The organism is Gordonia sp. w5E2 (assembly GCF_036540975.1).
In the GTDB taxonomy this organism is placed as follows: domain Bacteria; phylum Actinomycetota; class Actinomycetes; order Mycobacteriales; family Mycobacteriaceae; genus Gordonia; species Gordonia jacobaea.
Genome location: NZ_CP144213.1, coordinates 4,911,159 through 4,928,841, shown reverse-complemented (window position 1 = coordinate 4,928,841; position 17,683 = coordinate 4,911,159). Strand labels below are relative to the sequence as shown.

Sequence of the window (17,683 nt, the reverse complement as noted above, 5' to 3'; positions counted from 1 at the left end):
CCGACATGACTGTGCAGTCGATCTCCTCGGTATTCGCTGATCGCGCCCGTACCTCGCCGGGCGAAGTCATGGTCATCGACGCCCACGGGCCTGTGACCGCCGGTGAGATTGACGTGCGGGCCAACCGGCTGGCTCACCTCTTGCAGCGCCATCACGTCGCCCACGACGATCTCGTTGAAGTGGCCTTACCCAACGGTGCCGCCTTCGTGGTTGCTTGCGTCGCGGTGTGGCGTGCGGGCGCCACGCCGATGCCGCTCGACCCGGCGATGCCCGCAGACGAGCGGGAGATGCTCGAACGGATCGCCCAGCCTCGAGTTACCATCGGCGACAACGTATCTCCGCATACAGTCACGGTCGACGAGAACGATGCCCGTGAGCTGCCTGCAGACGCGCCTCCCGATGTCTGGGCAAGTTCGTGGAAGGCGCCTGCATCCTCCGGGAGCACAGGACTCCCGAAGATCGTTCGTTCCTTGACTCCCGCACTGGTTGACCCCGGTGCTCGAGTGGCGACGTTCTTCCCCTGCGCGGCAACACAGTTGGTCACATCTCCGCTGTGGCATTCGACCGCCTTCACCTACGCGTTCCGGGGCTTGACCGCTGGCCATCGCCTGATCATCGAACCGGACTTCGACGAGCGCCGATTTCTCGAACTGGTCGACAGACATTCGGTGACCTGGACAGTCCTCTCGCCTCCGTCGATCCGGCGGCTGGTCCGCCTACCGGAGGAGATACGTGCCGAACACGACACCAGTTCGTTGGCATCGATTCTGCACATCGGCGGACGGTGTCCTGTGCCCGACAAGCGCGCACTGATCAAGTGGCTGGGCGCGCACCGCGTTGTCGAGGTGTACGCGGGGAGCGAATCCAACGGCGTCACAATGGCGACAGGTCGCGAGTGGCTTGCGCACCCCGGCACTGTCGGTCGGCCGATCGGGGGCACCGAGATCGCTATTCGACGCGACGACGGCACCCGTGCGAACACCAGCGAAACGGGATTGATCTGGATGCGCCGCGGAGACGGACCGTCCTACAGCTACCTGGGGGCGCAGTCGCGCCGCCGCGCAGATGGTTGGGATACCCTCGGCGACATCGGCTTTCTCGACGCCGACGGCTATCTCTACGTGCTGGACCGAGCAGCCGACGTCATTCGTAGTGGAGACGCCGCGGTATACCCGGCAGATATCGAGCAAGTCGTCGAACAACTGCCTTTCGTGCGCGGCGCTGTTGCGTTCGCCGATCTTGATTCGGCTGGAAGGCAACATCTCTCGGTCAGCGTCGACATCGCAGACAACGATGTGTCCGCAGCACTCATCGCAGATCATGTCCAACACCACTTCGGCTCCGACTGGCGTCCTGTGCGCGTCATCCTCACCACATCGCCACTCCGCAACGACGCGGGCAAGATTCGACGACGCGCGCTGGCCGGCTGCGTCCTGTGCGCGTCGGCCTGACCCCCTCGACACGAACGGAACCCACGATGACCGCATCCACCACTACATCCACCCGCGTCGACCTGGCGCTCCTCGGCATCCGGGGCACCCCACCGGTGAACCGCTCAGGCGGAGCCGGACCGACTGACGATGGTCACCTCGTCATCGACGGACTGCATGCGGCAATACCCCGAAATCCCAACAGCCCGTTCGTCTTCGACGGCGATCAGATCCTCTACGACGGAGTCGATTCCGGGCTCGACGTCGCAGTCATCGGCCGACCACGCTTCTACGACCTGCAGACCGAGGACGGCGTCGCCTACGACAAGATCGCCAAACTGCACGGACGTAACGTCTTGGCGACCACCGTGCTGCAGACCTGCATTCGTTACGGCGAAGACCAGCGGTGCCGCTTCTGCTCGATCGAGGAGTCGCTGCGATCCGGCGACACCGTCGCCGTCAAGAAGCCAGAGGACCTCGCCCGGGTGGCGCGAGCAGCAGTCGACCTCGATGGTGTGACGAACATGGTGATGACCACCGGAACATCGGCCGGCCGGGATCGCGGCGCACGCCACCTGGCGCGCTGCGTCCGAGCGGTCAAAGCAGCGGTCCCCGAGCTACCAATTCAAGTGCAATGCGAGCCGCCGGCCGATCTGTCGACCATCGGTGATCTGCGCGCGGCCGGGGCCGACGCCGTCGGCCTCCACGTCGAGTCACTCGACGACGACGTCCGACGGCGCTGGATGCCAGGCAAGTCAACCGTGCCGCTCAGCGAGTACTGGGATGCCTGGCGTGAGGCCGTACGCGTCTTTGGACGCAACCAGGTCTCGACGTACCTGCTCGTCGGGCTCGGCGAAGATGTGGACGAGATGATCTCGGGGGCAAAAGAACTCGCCGACGCCGGAATCTACCCTTTCATCGTCCCGTTCCGCCCCCATCAGGGGACACTTGCCGTCGACATCGACGGGGCAACCGCCCCCGAGCCCCGCATCGTCGAGCAGGTCAGCCGAGAAGTCGCTGCGCACCTGCAACTGATCGGGATGGCAGGGGCTGACCAACGAGCGGGCTGCGCGGCATGCGGTGCCTGCAGCATTCTGCAGAGCGTAGGGGCATGAGATGCTCGACGGCCGCACCACGCCCACCCAGTCCGTACGCCCCGCCGCAACAGAATTGTCGATTCTTGCCGGCTCTCCCCGAGTCTCAGCACCGCCCTTTCTCATCCGGGTCGCCGAGACGAACTCCGAGATCGGTGACTATCGACGATTGCGCCACTGCGAGTTCGTCGAGCGGCAGGGGCTGTTCACACACTCCGATCACGATGACTGCGACGACGATCCGCGCACCACGATCCTGATCGCGGTCGCCGCAGACAACGCTGTCCTGGGCGGTGTCCGGGTGTCGCCGTGTACCTCGATCGACATCGGCTGGTGGTCGGGGAGTCGGCTGGTTGTCGCGGACAGCGCACACGCGGCCGGCATCGGTGCCGCACTGATCACGGCCGCCTGTGCCTTGGTCGAGAGCCGCGACGTTCTGCGTTTCGATGCCACCGTCCAGGACCGCTACAGCCGGCTGTTTGCCTCGCTGGGTTGGGAGGACCACGGTGCCGGTCCCACCATCAACGGCCGGGCACACCGCCACAAGTCGTGGCCGATCGGCCGAATCCAAGGCCAGGTCGATTCCACCAAAGCGGTTCTCGCCCAATCACTTCGTCCCTTCGTTGAGCAAGAAGGCGGTCTCGGCCCCGCAGGATTCCGTGGCGACGACGCCGTCCCCGTACCGGACAGTGACCTACTTGCCGCCTGCGACGCGATCGTCCCGTCGATGGTCGAGCGTGACCCCGAATGGGCGGGGTGGTGCTCGGTCCTGGTCAACATCAACGACCTTTCGGCCATGGGAGCTCATGCTGTCGGCATGCTCGACGCGGTTGGCGCGCCAACCGTTGCGCATCTGAATCGGATCGTGCGAGGCATCTCGGCAGCGGCACACGCCTGGCGAACCCCGATTCTGGGCGGCCACACTCAGGTCGGTGTACCCGCGGCGCTCTCGCTGACTGCGATGGGTCGCACAGAATCCCCGGTCGCCGCTGGCGGTGGACGGGTCGGCGACCACGTGTCGCTGCTCGCCGATCTCGGAGGCTCTTGGCGCCCAGGCTATTTCGGGCAACAGTGGGATTCGACGAGCTCGCGAACAGCACATGAGCTCGGTGAGATGGCATCCGCTGTGGCGCAGCTGCGACCCGCCGCCGCCAAGGACGTCAGCATGGCCGGACTGGTCGGAACGTTGGGAATGCTGGCCGAGGCGTCGGGCACCGGGGCCGAACTCGACGTGGCCGCGATCCCGCGACCGGCCGACGCCGCAATGGGTGCCTGGCTCACCTGCTTCCCGGGTTACGCCATGCTGATGGCCGACCGCAGTCCGATCACTCGGGCGCACGGCCCTGCCGTCGCGGCCGGCTGCGGTCGCCTCACCGAAACGACAGGAATCCGGCTGAAATGGCCCGACGGTCGTCGTACCGAAGCGATCGCCTCTGCTGTGACGGGACTGGGCCGAGCATGAGAAAGCTGTCGAATGTGCACCGGCGCGCCTCGTGTGACGTGAGTAAAGTGCGCTGACATGGGAACCGTCACGATCGGCGCGCTCGCGGGCCACTTCGGCCGCGACGTTGATCGAGGTGTGTCCAAGGCAGTCGGCATCATCGAGGCGGCCGCGCGTGACGGAGTCGATCTGCTCGTCTTTCCCGACGCTGCACTCGGCGGCTATATCGGCGATCTGCGATCCCCGGATCTCGACGACCTACCGCCGGCACTGGACCCAGACGGACCGGAACTGGCTGCCATCGCAGAGGCCGCCCGCGACATGACCGTGTGTATCGGATACACCGAGCGCGATGGCGACGTCCACTACAACGCGGCGGCGTGCTTGACCGGTGACGGCGTGCTGGGCTGGCATCGCAAAGTGCATCAGCCCGCCGGTGAATCGAAGGCGTATGCGGCTGGTGACAGGTTCTCCACTTTCTCCACACCGGTCGGACGCATCGGCATGTTGATCGACTACGACAAGACATTCCCCGAGTCGGCCCGAAAGCTCGCGCTCGACGGCGCCGGGATCATCGCGTCTCTCTCGGCGTGGCCGGCCAGCGTCACCGACCGCGCAGCTCGGCTGCCCGCTGACCGGCAGTCTCGGCTGTTCGATCTCTACGACTGCGCTCGCGCCGCGGAGAACCAGGTATTCATGGTGTCCTCCAACCTCACCGGGGTGACCGGATCGCTGCAATTCCTCGGACAGGCCAAGGTCGTCGGACCCGGTGGCGACATATTGGCGACCACGCGATCCAAGGGTGGACTGGCCAAGGTCGAGGTCGACGTGGAGGCCGACATCGCTCGTGCCCGCAGAGTCCTCAACCATCTGTCCGAACTCCGGCCGGACATCTATTCCGCGTCGAGTGCGGAGTCTCACTGAATGCGCATCGCACTGTTGACCTACTCGACCAAACCGCGCGGGGGAGTCGTGCACACCCTCAACCTCGCGGAATCTCTGGTCAAGCAAGGTGTCGAAGTCGACGTGTGGAGTCTTGCGCGAGGGGGCGACTCGGGGTTCTTCCGCAGCGTCGACGCCGCAGTCACCCAACACCTGGTCCCGTTCGACGACATTCCCGACGAGACGGTCACCGATCGCATTCTGCGATCAATCGATGCGATCCGAAATGCGTTCGACCCCAGCGACTATGACATCGTGCATGCTCAGGACTGCATCAGCGCGAACGCGGTCGGAACATGCATCCGCACGATTCACCACCTCGACCAATTCACCACGCCGGTGCTCGTCGAATGCCACGAGAAGGCTGTGGTCAACCCCTACGCCCGCATCTGCGTGTCGCAGGCCGTCGCCAAGGAGGTCAACGACGGATGGGGTTTCACTCCAACCGTCATTCCCAACGGTGTCGATTACGAACGTTTCGCAGCGGCCGCCGAGCACAGCCGTTCGGCCGTTGTCGCACGAGAGCAGTGGCAAGCGAAATTGGGTCGCTACATCCTGGCGGTCGGGGGCATCGAACCGCGCAAGGGGAGTATCGATCTTCTCGAGGCCTACGCGCTGCTCCGTCACGACCACCCCGACCTATCGCTGGTATTCGCCGGTGGCGAAACGCTTTTCGACTATCGCGGCTATCGTGCCGAGTTCGACCGCCGCCAAGCCGAGATCGGCGTGACACCGATCGTCCTCGGGGCCGTCGACGAGCACGTGCTCCCCTCACTCGTCGCGGCATGTGACGCTTTCGCATTCCCGTCCGTGAAGGAGGGCTTTGGCCTCGCAGCGATGGAGGCCTTGGCGGCTGGCCGACCGGTCACCGTGCGCGAACTACCCATCCTGCGTGAGGTTTTCGGAGATGTCGTCACCTATGCGACCGATCCGACGTCATTGGCCATGCACCTTGGCGCCGCGCTCAACGGACATCACCCCGACGTCGACGCTGGTCGGCGTCTCGCACGCGGATTGACGTGGGACGCCGCGGCGCGCGCCCACCTTCGGTTCTACGAGCGACATCCCTACCCTCGGGCCGCTGCCTGACTGATGCGTGTGGAGGCCGAGCTCACCCCTGATGGCTGGAGCTATTCACTCCCGATCCGACCCCTCGCCCAGCTTCGACGCCGAGTTCGCGTAGCCCACAAGCGCTTCGGTGGTGCGCTCGATATGTGCGACGAGCGCGGCGGCGGCGCCATCCGCGTCGCGGGCGAGGGCCAGATCGGCGATCTGCTGGTGCTCGGCGGCGGCGTCGCGATGATCGTCGTGGGCGAGCGCCCTCGACCAATGGATGTAAAGATCCGAGCAGTCCCGCAATCCGTCGGCGATTGCGGTGAGCCGTGTACTGGTTCCTCCGGCGAGCAACGCGTGATGGAACTGTCGATGGGCAACTGACCACTGTGGGTTGATGATTCCGTCCGCATCGGTCAACGGCGTGCGCTGAAGTCTGTGATGCCCGCCCAGCACGTCGGTTTCCCAGTTCAGGTCGCCGTCGGCGATAGATTCCCGCAACGCCATCGCCTCGATGAGGGTGCGCGCACGAGTCAGATCGAGTAGTGCGTCGACAGAAAGGTCGGCGACGGTGAACCCGCGCTGCGGCATCGCGACGACGAGCCCCCGCTCGGCAAGTCGAGTCAACGCCTCGCGCAGCACGCTCGGACTCACGCCGTAGCGCGTGGCGGTCTCGCTGATGTGCACCTTCGATCCCGGCGGCAGGTCGCCGCGCAGCAACTCGTCGCGAAGTCTGTCGTGGACTGTCGCGGCGAGCGTCGCCTTCTCGGGGCTCAGGGTCATGAACCGAGGGTATCCGACAAACCGGCGCTCAGCCGATGTTCGGCCCGAATATCTTTTTTTATTTGCTTTGCCGACGGAGATGCCTGCATACTGGCATCAAGCTAGTGAGCCATCTCACGTTCGACACCAAGAATGGCGTGGGCTGCAGTACACGAGACCTGACAAGGACGAAGCGAATGAGAATCAGCAATCTCGGCGGGCGGTTGGCGCTGCTCACCGATACGGGTGCGGTCGACGTCGAGAAGGCCAGCGCAGGACAGTTCGGCGCCGACCCGACGGCCGTCTACGCGAAGTGGGACGAGTTCGTCGCGTGGGCACGGAGCGCCGACCTGCCGGCAGGCACGTCATACGACGACGCCGACCTGGGTGCGCCGGTGCCCGAGCCCGCGCAGATCTTCGCGATCGGCCTCAACTATCGAGACCACGCCGTCGAATCCGGACTGGACTTCCCCGCCGAACCGCCCGTCTTCACCAAGTTCCGCACCTCGCTGGCCGGCCCGGTCGGCGACCTGGAGTTGCCCACCGACACCGTCGACTGGGAAGCCGAACTGGTCGTCGTCATCGGTCGCGCCGCACGCGATGTATCGGCAGAGAACGCGTGGGACCACGTCGCCGGACTCACCGTCGGGCAGGACTTCTCCGAGCGGACCCGCCAATTGGTCCCTCCGGCACCCCAGTTCAGCCTCGGCAAGTCGTTCCCCGGTTTCTCGCCGATCGGCCCGGCGGTGGTCACACTCGACGAGTTCGCCGATCCCGCCGACCTCGAGATCAGTTGCACCGTCGACGGAGAGACGATGCAGCACGGACGGACGAGTGAACTGATCTTCTCGATTCCCGTTCTGATCGAACGACTCTCGGCTGTTCTGCCCCTCTTGCCCGGCGACCTGATCTTCACCGGAACGCCCAGCGGCGTCGGTGGTGGACGCAGCCCGAAGCGGTTCCTTCGCGTGGGCGAGGAAATCGTCACGCGCATAGAGGGAATCGGGGAGCTGCGCCAGAAATGCGTCCCCGGCAAGCGCCACACGACGGCGTTCGCGTAGCCGGCGGAGAAAGGAAAGCACATGCCTCTGCACAGACTGACCACCATTACGATCGGCGTCCCCGACGTCGACGCCGCCGCGGCGTACTACACCGAGTTCGGCCTCACCCCGTTGGGCGACAACGCCTTTGCCACCTCGGACGGCGGCGAACAGTTCCGTCTCACACACTCGACGCAGCGTCGACTCGTCGAAATCGGCGTCGGCGTCGACGATCCCGACGACCTCGACCGCGTTCAACGGCAACTCGACGCGCTGAGTCTGGACACCGAGCGGTCCGACGACTCGCTCACCGCGACCGAACCCATCGCAGGCTTCAAGGCCGTCGTGTCCATCGCGCCGCGCATCGAGCAGAAGATCGTCGACCCGACGCCCTACAACGGTCCCGGCCGCGTCGACCGACCCGACAGTCGCGCACCGGGAATCGAGCGTCAGGGTCAGGTGGTCCCGCACAAGCTCGGACACGTCGTGATCGGCTCCACAGATCAGGCCGCCACCCAGAAATTCTTCACCGACGGCCTCGGCTTCAAGATCAGCGACACCGTGCCGTCGATGGCCGCATTCATGCGGTGCTCGACAGACCACCACAACGTTCTCGTACAGCAGGCGCCGCTGAACTTCTTGCACCACACCTCGTGGCAGGTCGACGACATCGACGAAATCGGCCGTGGCGCAATGGCAATGCTCGAAGGCAATCCGGAACGCCACGTCTGGGGACTCGGCCGCCACCACATCGGGTCGAACTTCTTCTGGTATCTGAAAGACCCGGCCGGGAACTTCTCCGAGTACTACTCCGACATCGACTGCATCGTCGACGACGCGCTCTGGAAGCCAGGCGTGTGGGAGGGCGCAAGGAGCCTGTTCAACTGGGGTCCGCCGCCACCGCCGTCGTTCCTCATGCCAGAAGACCTCGCCGCCCTGATGACCGGCTCCCACAGCTCCGAATAGGCGCTCTACCAACGAGTTCACGGCGCCAAGCCGAAAGAAGAAGCGCCGGCCGAGAAGACCGATCCGAGAAGGAAATCCGCACATGTTCACCATCGACCGGTTCGCCAAGACCGTTGGTGTCGCTCCCGGCGACTACGACGCCCTGCACCAATTCTCCGTCGACGAGCCAGACCGGTTCTGGGGTGCGGTGTGGGACTTCTTCGACCTCGGTGAGCGCACCGGCCCCGTGCTGGCGTCACGCACAATGCCTGGTGCGCAATGGTTTCCGGAGGTGCACCTGAACTACGTCGATCGGGTGATGCGGTGGTCGTCGTTGCCCGGAGACGCCATCGTCGGAGTGTCCGACGACGGCAAGCGGGTATCGATCCCCTGGTCGGAGCTTCCGGCGCGGGTCTCCGCGACGGCAGAACTGCTGCGGGAGAGAGGTGTTGGCATCGGCGATACCGTTGCCGCCTACCTTCCCGACGAACCGTTCGCGGTGATCGCGTTTCTGGCAACTGCATCCCTGGGAGCGATCTGGTCGGGCTGCGGTCAGGACTACGCACCCGAGGGCGCCGCGAGTCGTCTGGCGCAGTTGAAACCCAAGGTTCTGTTCGCGAGCGACGGATACCACTTCGGTGACAAGCAGGTGGATAAGCGCGCCGACACTGCCGAACTGGCTGGGCTGCTTGATATTCCGTCTAGCCACGTGATCACGGAGCTACCCGAACCCACCAATGACACTCCCGCGCTGGCACCGGTACAGGTGCCGTTCGGTCACCCACTGTGGGTGCTGTTCAGTTCGGGCACAACGGGAAAGCCCAAGGGGATCGTGCACGGACACGGCGGCATCGTCGTCGAACACGTCAAGGTACTGGGACTGCACAACGAGATAGGTCCGGGCGACGTGTTCTTCTGGCACACCGCGCTCTCGTGGATGATGTGGAACTTCCAGGTCGCAGGCCTTCTGATGGGAGCCACGATCGTCACGTTCTCCGGACACCCGTTGGCGCCCGACGCCGATAGGCTCTGGCAGATCTGCGACGACAACGAGGTCACGTTCTTCGGCACCAGTCCCGGACAGCTTCAGGCGTCACGCAAGGCCGGACTCGAGCCTGGCCGCGATCACGACTTGTCGCTCCGCGCGATCGGCAGCACCGGATCGCCGCTGGCCCCCGACCTGTTCACCTGGGTCGACGAGCACGTGGCCGCTGGGCTCCCGGTGAGCTCGACCTCGGGTGGCACCGACGTGTGTAGCGCGTTCTGTGGTGGCACGCCGTCGGTCCCGTACGTACCCGGCGAGTTGACGGTGCGCTACCTCGGGTGCGCTCTCGAATCGTGGGCGCCCGACCGCACGCCCCTGATCGGCGAGGTCGGCGAGATGGTCATCACCGAGCCCATGCCGTCGATGCCGATCTCCTTCTGGAACGACCCCGACGACGCAAAGTATCGAGCCGCCTACTTCGACCACGAGTGGGCGGATGGCGTCGCCCCAAACGCGTGGCGGCACGGAGACTGGCTCGAGGTCACTGACCGAGGCTCGGTCATCATCCACGGACGCAGCGACGCGACGTTGAACCGCAACGGTATTCGTATGGGGTCGGCCGACATCTACGAGGTGGTCGAAGCCATCCCCGACGTCGCCGAGGCGGTGGTCGTCGGCGTCGACGGCCCGAACGCGACGTACTGGATGCCCATGTTCCTCACACTGATCCCGGGTGTAAGCCTGACCGACGAGTTGGTGAGAACCATCCGCGACTCGGTGCGAGTTCGGTTGTCGCCACGGCATGTTCCCGACGAGGTGATCGAAGCTCCCGGCATCGCACACACCCGCACAGGAAAGAAGCTCGAGGTTCCGGTGACCGCGATGCTCGCCGGACGGCAGGTCAGCATCGACGCCAAGTCCGTCGACAACCCCGACCTTCTGGCCTGGTATCAGCGAGTCGGCGATCAACACGCCTGGTGATCCAAGGCCACCTCAGCAAGCCCACATGACCACGGCAGTTTCAGTAGCAAGGAAATGACATGTCAGACAACAGTTCAGAGCGGAACCAGGTCGGACGAACAAGCGACGTTCTCATCGTCGGAGCAGGTCCGGTGGGACTCACCACGGCGCTATATCTTGCCCAATATGGTTGGCAGGTAACCGTTCTGGAGCGTTGGCCCGCCCCGTACGCACAGCCGCGTGCTGTCCACTACGACGACGAGATCGCGCGCCTGCTTGCACGCGCAGGACTCCGAGACCGCCTCGGGGAGTTCTCCGAGGCGGCCGATACGTACGAGTGGCAGAACGCCGACCGCAACACCCTGCTGTGCTTCGACTGGAGCGGCACGGGTGAGTCGGGATGGCCACGCGCCTCGATGTTCAACCAGCCGTCGCTCGAGGCCGAACTCGTCGCAGCGGCAGAGGCGTCGGAGAACATCACCATTCGACGCGGGCACGAGGCCGTCGAGCTGACGCAATCCGACGACTCGGTCGTCGTCACCGCTCACGGACCGACCCTCAAACTGGCCAAGTTCACTGCCTCGTACGTGATCGGCTGTGATGGCGCGAACAGCTTTGTGCGCGCGCACATGCCGACGCAGATGACCGATCTCGGCTTCTTCTTCGACTGGCTGATCGTCGACGTCCTACCCCACGACGAGCGCGAGTGGAATCCGATCAATCTCCAGATCTGCGATCCAGCGCGACCGACAACCGCGGTATCGGGCGGTCCCGGTCGTCGTCGTTGGGAGTTCATGCGCATGCCGGGTGAGACTATCGACGATCTCAGCACCGAGGAAACGGCGTGGGAGTTGCTCACGCCGTGGGGTCTGAACCCCGGCAACTCCACCCTCGAGCGACACGCCGTCTACACCTTCCAGGCGCGCTGGGCAGACGAATGGCGCTCCGGGCGAATGCTTCTCGCCGGCGATGCGGCCCATCAGATGCCTCCCTTCGCAGGGCAGGGCATGTGCTCTGGCATCCGCGACGCCGCAAACCTCAGCTTCAAACTCGACCTCGTCCTGCGCGGACTCGCCGACGACGCGCTGCTCGACACCTACGGCGCCGAGCGTTCGCGACACGTCCGCCACGCGATCGACCTCTCCATCGAGTTGGGCAAGGTCATCTGCGTCACCGACCCGGCCGCGGTTGCCGAACGCGACACCTTCATGCTGAGCCAGGGCGGCGACCCCGACAAGATCCTGCCGCCGCTACCACCGGCGACGCTGACCGACGGCCTGCTGTACCGCCTTCCGGACGGGACCCCTGGACCTGGAGCAGGCAACCTCTCACCGCAGGGCCGCCTGATCTACCGCGGCACCACCGGACTGCTCGACGACGTCGTCGGAACCGGTTTCGTCCTCGCGTCGACGATCAATGCGCGTGAACTCCTCACCGACGACCAGCGCGCGCTTCTCGACAGGCTCGGCGCGAAGTTCGTGCGGTTCGTCGCGACGGAAGCCGACGTCGAATCCGATGACGACGCAGTCGATCTGGACGGGATCTACCTACCGCACATGACGGAGACCGGTCACGTCGCAGCGCTCGTCCGACCCGACCACTACCTCTTCGGAGTCGCGCGCAGCGGGGACGAGATTGGACTCGTCGTCGACGCTCTTCGTGATCAGTTGGGTTCGACGGTCGGTTCGCTGTCGGAGCTATGACGGTCCGGGTCACCCGCGCGGTGCGGCGGCCCGAGCCTTGAGGGCTAGCCAGAGCTCCATGCGGTCGTCGCCGTTGTCCATGTGACGTCCGGTGAGCGTGGAGATCCGGGCGATGCGATTGCGAACGGTATTGCGGTGCAACGAAAGCCGCGCGGCGGCAGGGTCCCAGGCGCCGTTGACGCGCAGCCATTCTTCGAGCGTGCGCAGCAGGTCGATGCGCTCGTGTCCGTCGAGTTGGTCGAGCGGTGCGAGTACGGAGTCGGCGAAACCGCGCAGAACGCGCGGCGCGGCCAGACCGAGCAGGAGCTGCACCGTGTCGCCCTCCGCGGCGCTGACGACTCGGCCGACCTGTTCGCTGACGAGTACCAGTGAGCGGGCCTGCGTCGCGGATACTGCCAGAGCATCGACCCGCACTGCGGTGCCGACCCCGACTGCGAGCCCCGGTGCGAGCGCACTGATCGTGCCGATCAGCTGATCAGACTCCGGGTGGGCGATCTCGACCATTCCGCCGTGCACACGAACCAGGCCGGGCGACAACGATGTTCGTAGTCGATACACCAACGCGTCGGTGTTGGCCGGGTCGGGTTTGATCACGGCTACCTGTACGAATGTCGACTTCCAACCCACACTCTCGGCGAGTTGCTGCGCATGTGCGGGCTTGATGGCCGAGCGCATGAGTTGTCCGAAAACCGATGCACGACGCTGTCGTTCGGGTTGCGTCGCGACGTGCCGACGTTCCACTTCCAGTGCGAGCAGCGAGACGAGCACCGTCGACGAGTGCCGCGCAACGGGATTCAACTGTGCGCCGAGTATCACGTAGGCCAACGGAACGTGGTCTCCGACAGTGTGTATCTCGAACCGTCCGTGCAGCGACCACCCCGTCAACGAGCCGGACGATTTCTCGATTGCTGTGTGCAGGATGTCTGTCGCCTCGCGCGTGACCTCCTCCGAGGTACCGGGAGTGCGTGCCAGCACGCGACCGACGCCGTCGGTCACCACACAGTCGGCCTCGCTGATATCGGCCCACACGTCGAGCAGTGCAGCCAGTGGAGTCGACGCCGTGGCGACCTGTGTGAGTCGACGATTCGCGCTCATCGCGGCCTCGAGGTCTCGACGTTCCTGTTCGGCCATGGTCGCGAACACCCACTTGGTGACAGCGATGAATGGCACGTTCCCAGGTACCTCCAGGAGGGGAACCCCGACGAGATCCGCGGCGCTGCGTAACGGCGGGGGACAATCCTGGTACGGCAGCTGAGCCCCGAGGCCGAGTGCGACGGCGGCGACGCCTCCCGCCTGGCAGTTCTCCAAATATGCGATACAGCTGGGTTCGTCCATCTCCAGCAGCAGTCCGACGGTCATCAGCAGCTCACCACCACGCAACCACTCGTGCGGCGTCACCAGCTCGGAAACGTGCGCCGAGGTGATCGGTACGTCGAGTCGGTCGTGCCCGCTCACGACGCGTAAGCCCAGCTCAGGGGCTGCCACGGCGTCGGCAACGGTGATCATGGCGCTCCTGTCGGCAGCGGTCGTCCAGACCGCTGTTGTACATATCATCCAATGGTAATAGACGCTTTGGACACTTTGACGATGTTCATGCAGGTCATCGGTGGCGCAGTCTGGACAAACCGCAACGGTGCGTAACCCAGGTCACACCCACAGCAAGGACATCCGAGATGACGGCATCTTCAAACCCGACCGCGGCGAGCGACTCCGCCGGTCGCGCTACCGCCATAGAAACGCGCTCGATCGACTACGTCCCAGACAGCGAGCGCCATGGAAAGGTCTCCCAGCAGGGGCCCTTCTGGTTCGTCGGGAACTTCCAGCCCTTCACACTGGCGCTGGGATTCGTCGGTCCCGCAATGGGTTTGTCACTGTGGTGGACGATCGTCGCGGGACTTTCCGGCATCGCCTTCGGCACACTGTTCATGGCGTTCCACGCGACGCAGGGCCCGGTTCTCGGACTGCCACAGATGATTCAGTCACGCGCGCAGTTCGGGTACCGCGGCGTGCTGCTGCCTCTGATCGGCACGTTGTTCACGTTCGTCGGGTTCAATGTCGTCGACACCGTGATCATCAAGGCTGGACTCGAGTCGATCTTCGGATGGAACTCCGTGCTCGTCGCCGTGGTGATCTCGCTCGTCGCGGCGGCCGTGGCCATCTTCGGACATGACCTGCTGCACAAGTCATTTCGCATTCTGTTCTGGGTATCGCTGCCGCTGTGGACCATCCTGACCATCGGTATCTTCGCAGGCGGTGTGCATGGCTCGATCGGTCCGTCCGGGGCGGGCGGCTTCACCCTCGTGGCTTTCCTCGTGCAGTTCTCGGTCGCGGCGTCGTACAACATCACTTATGCGCCTTACGTTTCCGACTACAGTCGGTACCTCCCGCGCGACACCAAGCCATCGTCGATCATTGCGTCGGTGTTCATCGGTGCCTCGGCATCGCCGGCTTGGTTGATCCCGCTCGGCGCGTATCTTGCAACCTATTTGGGTGCTACCGATGCACTTTCGGGTATCTACGCGGGCGGCAACCAGGTTGTCAATGGACTTGGTGGAGTACTCGCGCTTGTCGCAGCTGCAGTGCTTGTCGCCACGATGGGACTCAACGCCTACAGCGGAATGCTGACCGTTGTCACGGCCATCGACTCCATCCGCCCGATCACCCCGACGCGACGGCTGCGCGTGGTGACGATCGTCGGACTGACGGTGATCTGGCTCGTGCTGGGTCTCGCGCTCACCGACGCCACTGAATCGTTGAACACCGCGCTTCTGATCATGCTGTACCTGCTGGTTCCGTGGACGGCGGTCAACCTCACCGACTACTTCTTCATCCGGCGCGGCCACTACGTGATCGCCGATCTCTTCACACCGCACGGCGTGTACGGGACGTGGCCGTGGCGCGGCATCCTCGCTTTCCTCATCGGCATCGCCGCGGAGATCCCGTTCATGGATCTGCCCTTCTTCGTCGGACCGGTCGCCACGGCTCTGGGCGGGGTCGACATCGCGTTCGTCGTCGGGCTCGCGGTCTCCGGCCTGGCGTACGTGCTGTTCTCTCGTGGCCAGGATCGAAGTAAGGAGCTCAGCCTGATGGCAGCGCACCCGGAGGTCACAGATCCCCGCGACACCGGCGAGATTCGCGCCGAACTCGCCGTCGAAGAGAAAGAACAACACTGATGGATCAGAGTTACTCCGCGACAGCGGGTTTCATCACCACTGACGGCGGAGTCGTCGGACAGGTCGACGCCGCGCGGGTGCCGCGGTACACCGAGCCGGGCACATTCGCCCGCCTTCCGCGGTTCGATCAGGTCGACGCCGCTGACGTCAACATCCTGGGCATCCCCTTCGACACCGGCGTGAGCTATCGGCCGGGGGCACGCTTCGGACCCGCTCACATCCGAGCGTCGTCAAAGTTGTTGCGACCCTACAATCCCGCGATGGACGTATCGCCGTTCGCGACGCAGCAGGTGGTCGACAGGGGAGACCTCGCAGTCAACCCGTTCGACATCGAAGAGGCGATCAGCACGATCGACACCTCCGTCACCGCGCTGGGCGAGGACGGAGCGTCTCCACTCATCCTCGGTGGGGATCACACCATCGCGCTGCCCATGCTCCGCGCAATGCGGAAGTTGCATGGACAGCCGATCGCCGTGCTGCACTTCGACGCCCACCTCGACACCTGGGACACCTACTTCGGTGCGCCCTACACTCACGGCACTCCGTTCCGTCGCGCATCCGAAGAAGGGCTGATCGACCTCGAGCGGTCTCTGCACATCGGAATCCGCGGACCGCTCTACAGTCGTCACGATCTCGAAGATGACTCACGGCTTGGCTTTTCGATCATCCGCACCGACGACTACGAGGTCGACGGAACCCGGAGCATCATCGAACGAATGCGTCGTCGGCTGGCGGGCGGGCCAGTGTATGTCTCCGTCGACATCGATGTCCTCGACCCTGCGCACGCGCCGGGGACGGGAACACCGGAAGCCGGCGGACTGACGTCGCGAGAACTGCTCCACACGTTGCGCGCACTAGCAGGCCTACAGGTGGTCGGTGCCGACATCGTCGAGGTGTCACCCTCGTACGACCACGCCGAGATCACCGGCATCGCTGCCGCACACGTTGCCTACGAACTGCTTTCGGTTCTGGCGGCCAATCGATGACCGCAGAACTGGTGAACAACACGACGATCGAAGGTACGGATATGCACACACATGCCGCAGTGTTGCGCGGAGCCGGTGAGCCGCTCACCGTCGAACCATTGGCGCTGCGTGGCGTTGCCCGAGGCGAGGTCGCGGTTGATATCAAGGCCGTCGGAGTGTGCCATTCCGATCTGCATCTCGTGGCGGGCGACTGGCCCGTGGACGAACCCCTCGTCGGCGGTCATGAGGCATCCGGAATCGTGACGGAAGTGGGAGATGGTGTCGACGACGTGCAGGTCGGCGACCATGTCGTACTTTCCTGGTTCGTGGCATGCCGTCGGTGCCGAAACTGTCTGTCCGGCAAGGCGTGGTTGTGCACAAACACCAATGCGGTGGCAAACCGGCTACCTGACGGGTCAACGGCGACAACGACACTCGACGACGAACCGGTGTGGCCGTTCCTCGGACTCGGCGCGTTCGCCGAGCGCGTCGTCGTCCCGGCTGCCGCGGCGGTGGTCGTTCCCGACGAGCTCCCCTTCGAGATAGGCGCCTTGATCGGCTGTTCTGTCACCACGGGTATCGGAGCGGTGACGTCGACGGCAAAGGTTCCGTACGGAGCGTCCGCGGTGGTGTTCGGCTGTGGTGGTATCGGTCAGTCGATCATCCTCGGACTGCAGCTTGCCGGGGCCGATCCGATCATTGCCATCGACCTCGATCCCCGACGCCGCGCGCAGGCTGAGAATCTGGGAGCCACCGCGACGCTCGACGGATCCGATCCGAATCTCGTTGCGACGGTGCAGGAAATGACCGAAGGTGGTGCCGACTACGTCTTCGAGGCGATCGGCCGGACGTCGACCATCGAGCAGTGTCCGCCCATGCTGCGGGCGGGAGGGGTGGCGGTCTTGGCGGGTATGACAGCAATCGGCGCTCGCGCGTCGATCGATCCCTTCGACCTCGCCGACCAAGGCAAGAGCATCTTGGGCTGCAACTACGGTTCGAGCGTGCCCGCGGTGGACTTCCCCCGAATTGCGCGGCTCTACCTGTCGGGTCGACTCCCGCTCGACGCCCTCATCGGCCGCACGCGACCACTCGGTGAGGTCAACACGGCACTCGAAGATCTGCGTGCCGCCACCGGCCTTCGCACAGTTCTCATTCCGTGAACGTGCGCCAGTTTCATCATCGACCGTTCA

At 64.7% G+C, this 17,683-nt stretch carries 14 protein-coding genes; 12 read left to right on the top strand and 2 right to left on the bottom strand.

The features are described 5' to 3' along the window. The first annotated feature begins 5 nt into the window (after window positions 1-5). From RND64_RS22340 to RND64_RS22320, 5 genes are read left to right on the top strand one after another with little or no spacing between them, the layout of a single operon-like run. Window positions 6-1,451 carry an AMP-binding protein gene (locus tag RND64_RS22340; protein ID WP_049699303.1) on the top strand — a complete coding sequence of 482 codons (1,446 nt, stop codon included), beginning with the start codon at window positions 6-8 and terminating at the stop codon, window positions 1,449-1,451. Between the two features lie 26 nt (window positions 1,452-1,477). After that, window positions 1,478-2,545, top strand: coding sequence for an MSMEG_0568 family radical SAM protein (locus RND64_RS22335; RefSeq protein ID WP_049699473.1), 1,068 nt, complete (start codon window positions 1,478-1,480; stop codon window positions 2,543-2,545). Window position 2,546: 1 nt separating this feature from the next. Next, window positions 2,547-3,986, top strand: a complete 1,440-nt coding sequence (locus RND64_RS22330; protein WP_049699304.1) for an MSMEG_0567/sll0787 family protein — start codon at window positions 2,547-2,549, stop codon at window positions 3,984-3,986. 57 nt (window positions 3,987-4,043) lie between these two features. Continuing rightward, window positions 4,044-4,889, top strand: coding sequence for a carbon-nitrogen hydrolase family protein (locus RND64_RS22325; protein WP_049699305.1), 846 nt, complete (start codon window positions 4,044-4,046; stop codon window positions 4,887-4,889). Further along, window positions 4,890-5,996 carry an MSMEG_0565 family glycosyltransferase gene (locus RND64_RS22320; RefSeq protein WP_049699306.1) on the top strand — a complete coding sequence of 369 codons (1,107 nt, stop codon included), beginning with the start codon at window positions 4,890-4,892 and terminating at the stop codon, window positions 5,994-5,996. A 45-nt stretch (window positions 5,997-6,041) separates the two neighbouring features. On the opposite strand, the gene RND64_RS22315 is transcribed toward RND64_RS22320, so the two are convergent. Then, on the bottom strand, window positions 6,042-6,743 hold the full coding sequence (locus RND64_RS22315) for a GntR family transcriptional regulator (protein ID WP_049699307.1): 702 nt from the start codon (window positions 6,741-6,743) through the stop codon (window positions 6,042-6,044). A gap of 176 nt (window positions 6,744-6,919) precedes the next feature. Between RND64_RS22315 and RND64_RS22310 the strand changes: the two genes are divergently transcribed. From RND64_RS22310 to mhpA, 4 genes are all read left to right on the top strand, one after another. Further along, the gene (locus tag RND64_RS22310; protein ID WP_049699474.1) at window positions 6,920-7,783 is read left to right on the top strand and encodes a fumarylacetoacetate hydrolase family protein; all 864 of its coding nucleotides are present in this window, start codon (window positions 6,920-6,922) and stop codon (window positions 7,781-7,783) included. Between the two features lie 21 nt (window positions 7,784-7,804). Then, window positions 7,805-8,728 carry a VOC family protein gene (locus RND64_RS22305; RefSeq protein WP_049699308.1) on the top strand — a complete coding sequence of 308 codons (924 nt, stop codon included), beginning with the start codon at window positions 7,805-7,807 and terminating at the stop codon, window positions 8,726-8,728. An 82-nt stretch (window positions 8,729-8,810) separates the two neighbouring features. Next, window positions 8,811-10,673 carry an acetoacetate--CoA ligase gene (locus RND64_RS22300; protein ID WP_331436314.1) on the top strand — a complete coding sequence of 621 codons (1,863 nt, stop codon included), beginning with the start codon at window positions 8,811-8,813 and terminating at the stop codon, window positions 10,671-10,673. 59 nt (window positions 10,674-10,732) lie between these two features. Next, window positions 10,733-12,355, top strand: a complete 1,623-nt coding sequence (gene mhpA, locus RND64_RS22295; protein WP_049699310.1) for a bifunctional 3-(3-hydroxy-phenyl)propionate/3-hydroxycinnamic acid hydroxylase MhpA — start codon at window positions 10,733-10,735, stop codon at window positions 12,353-12,355. Between the two features lie 9 nt (window positions 12,356-12,364). On the opposite strand, the gene RND64_RS22290 is transcribed toward mhpA, so the two are convergent. Then, on the bottom strand, window positions 12,365-13,861 hold the full coding sequence (locus tag RND64_RS22290; RefSeq protein WP_049699311.1) for a PucR family transcriptional regulator: 1,497 nt from the start codon (window positions 13,859-13,861) through the stop codon (window positions 12,365-12,367). 167 nt (window positions 13,862-14,028) lie between these two features. Between RND64_RS22290 and RND64_RS22285 the strand changes: the two genes are divergently transcribed. Genes RND64_RS22285 through RND64_RS22275 form a run of 3 tightly spaced genes read left to right on the top strand, consistent with a single transcriptional unit; the run spans window position 14,029 to window position 17,653 of the window. After that, a complete protein-coding gene (locus RND64_RS22285) occupies window positions 14,029-15,528 on the top strand; it encodes a purine-cytosine permease family protein (RefSeq protein WP_049699312.1) in 1,500 nt (499 codons plus the stop codon). After that, complete coding sequence (speB, locus tag RND64_RS22280) at window positions 15,528-16,514, top strand: agmatinase (RefSeq protein WP_049699313.1); 987 nt, start codon at window positions 15,528-15,530, stop codon at window positions 16,512-16,514. Before RND64_RS22285 ends, speB begins: the two co-directional genes overlap by 1 nt. After that, window positions 16,511-17,653: an alcohol dehydrogenase catalytic domain-containing protein gene (locus RND64_RS22275; RefSeq protein ID WP_200903258.1), complete on the top strand. Its 1,143-nt coding sequence runs from the start codon at window positions 16,511-16,513 to the stop codon at window positions 17,651-17,653. Before speB ends, RND64_RS22275 begins: the two co-directional genes overlap by 4 nt. Window positions 17,654-17,683 lie beyond the last annotated feature (30 nt).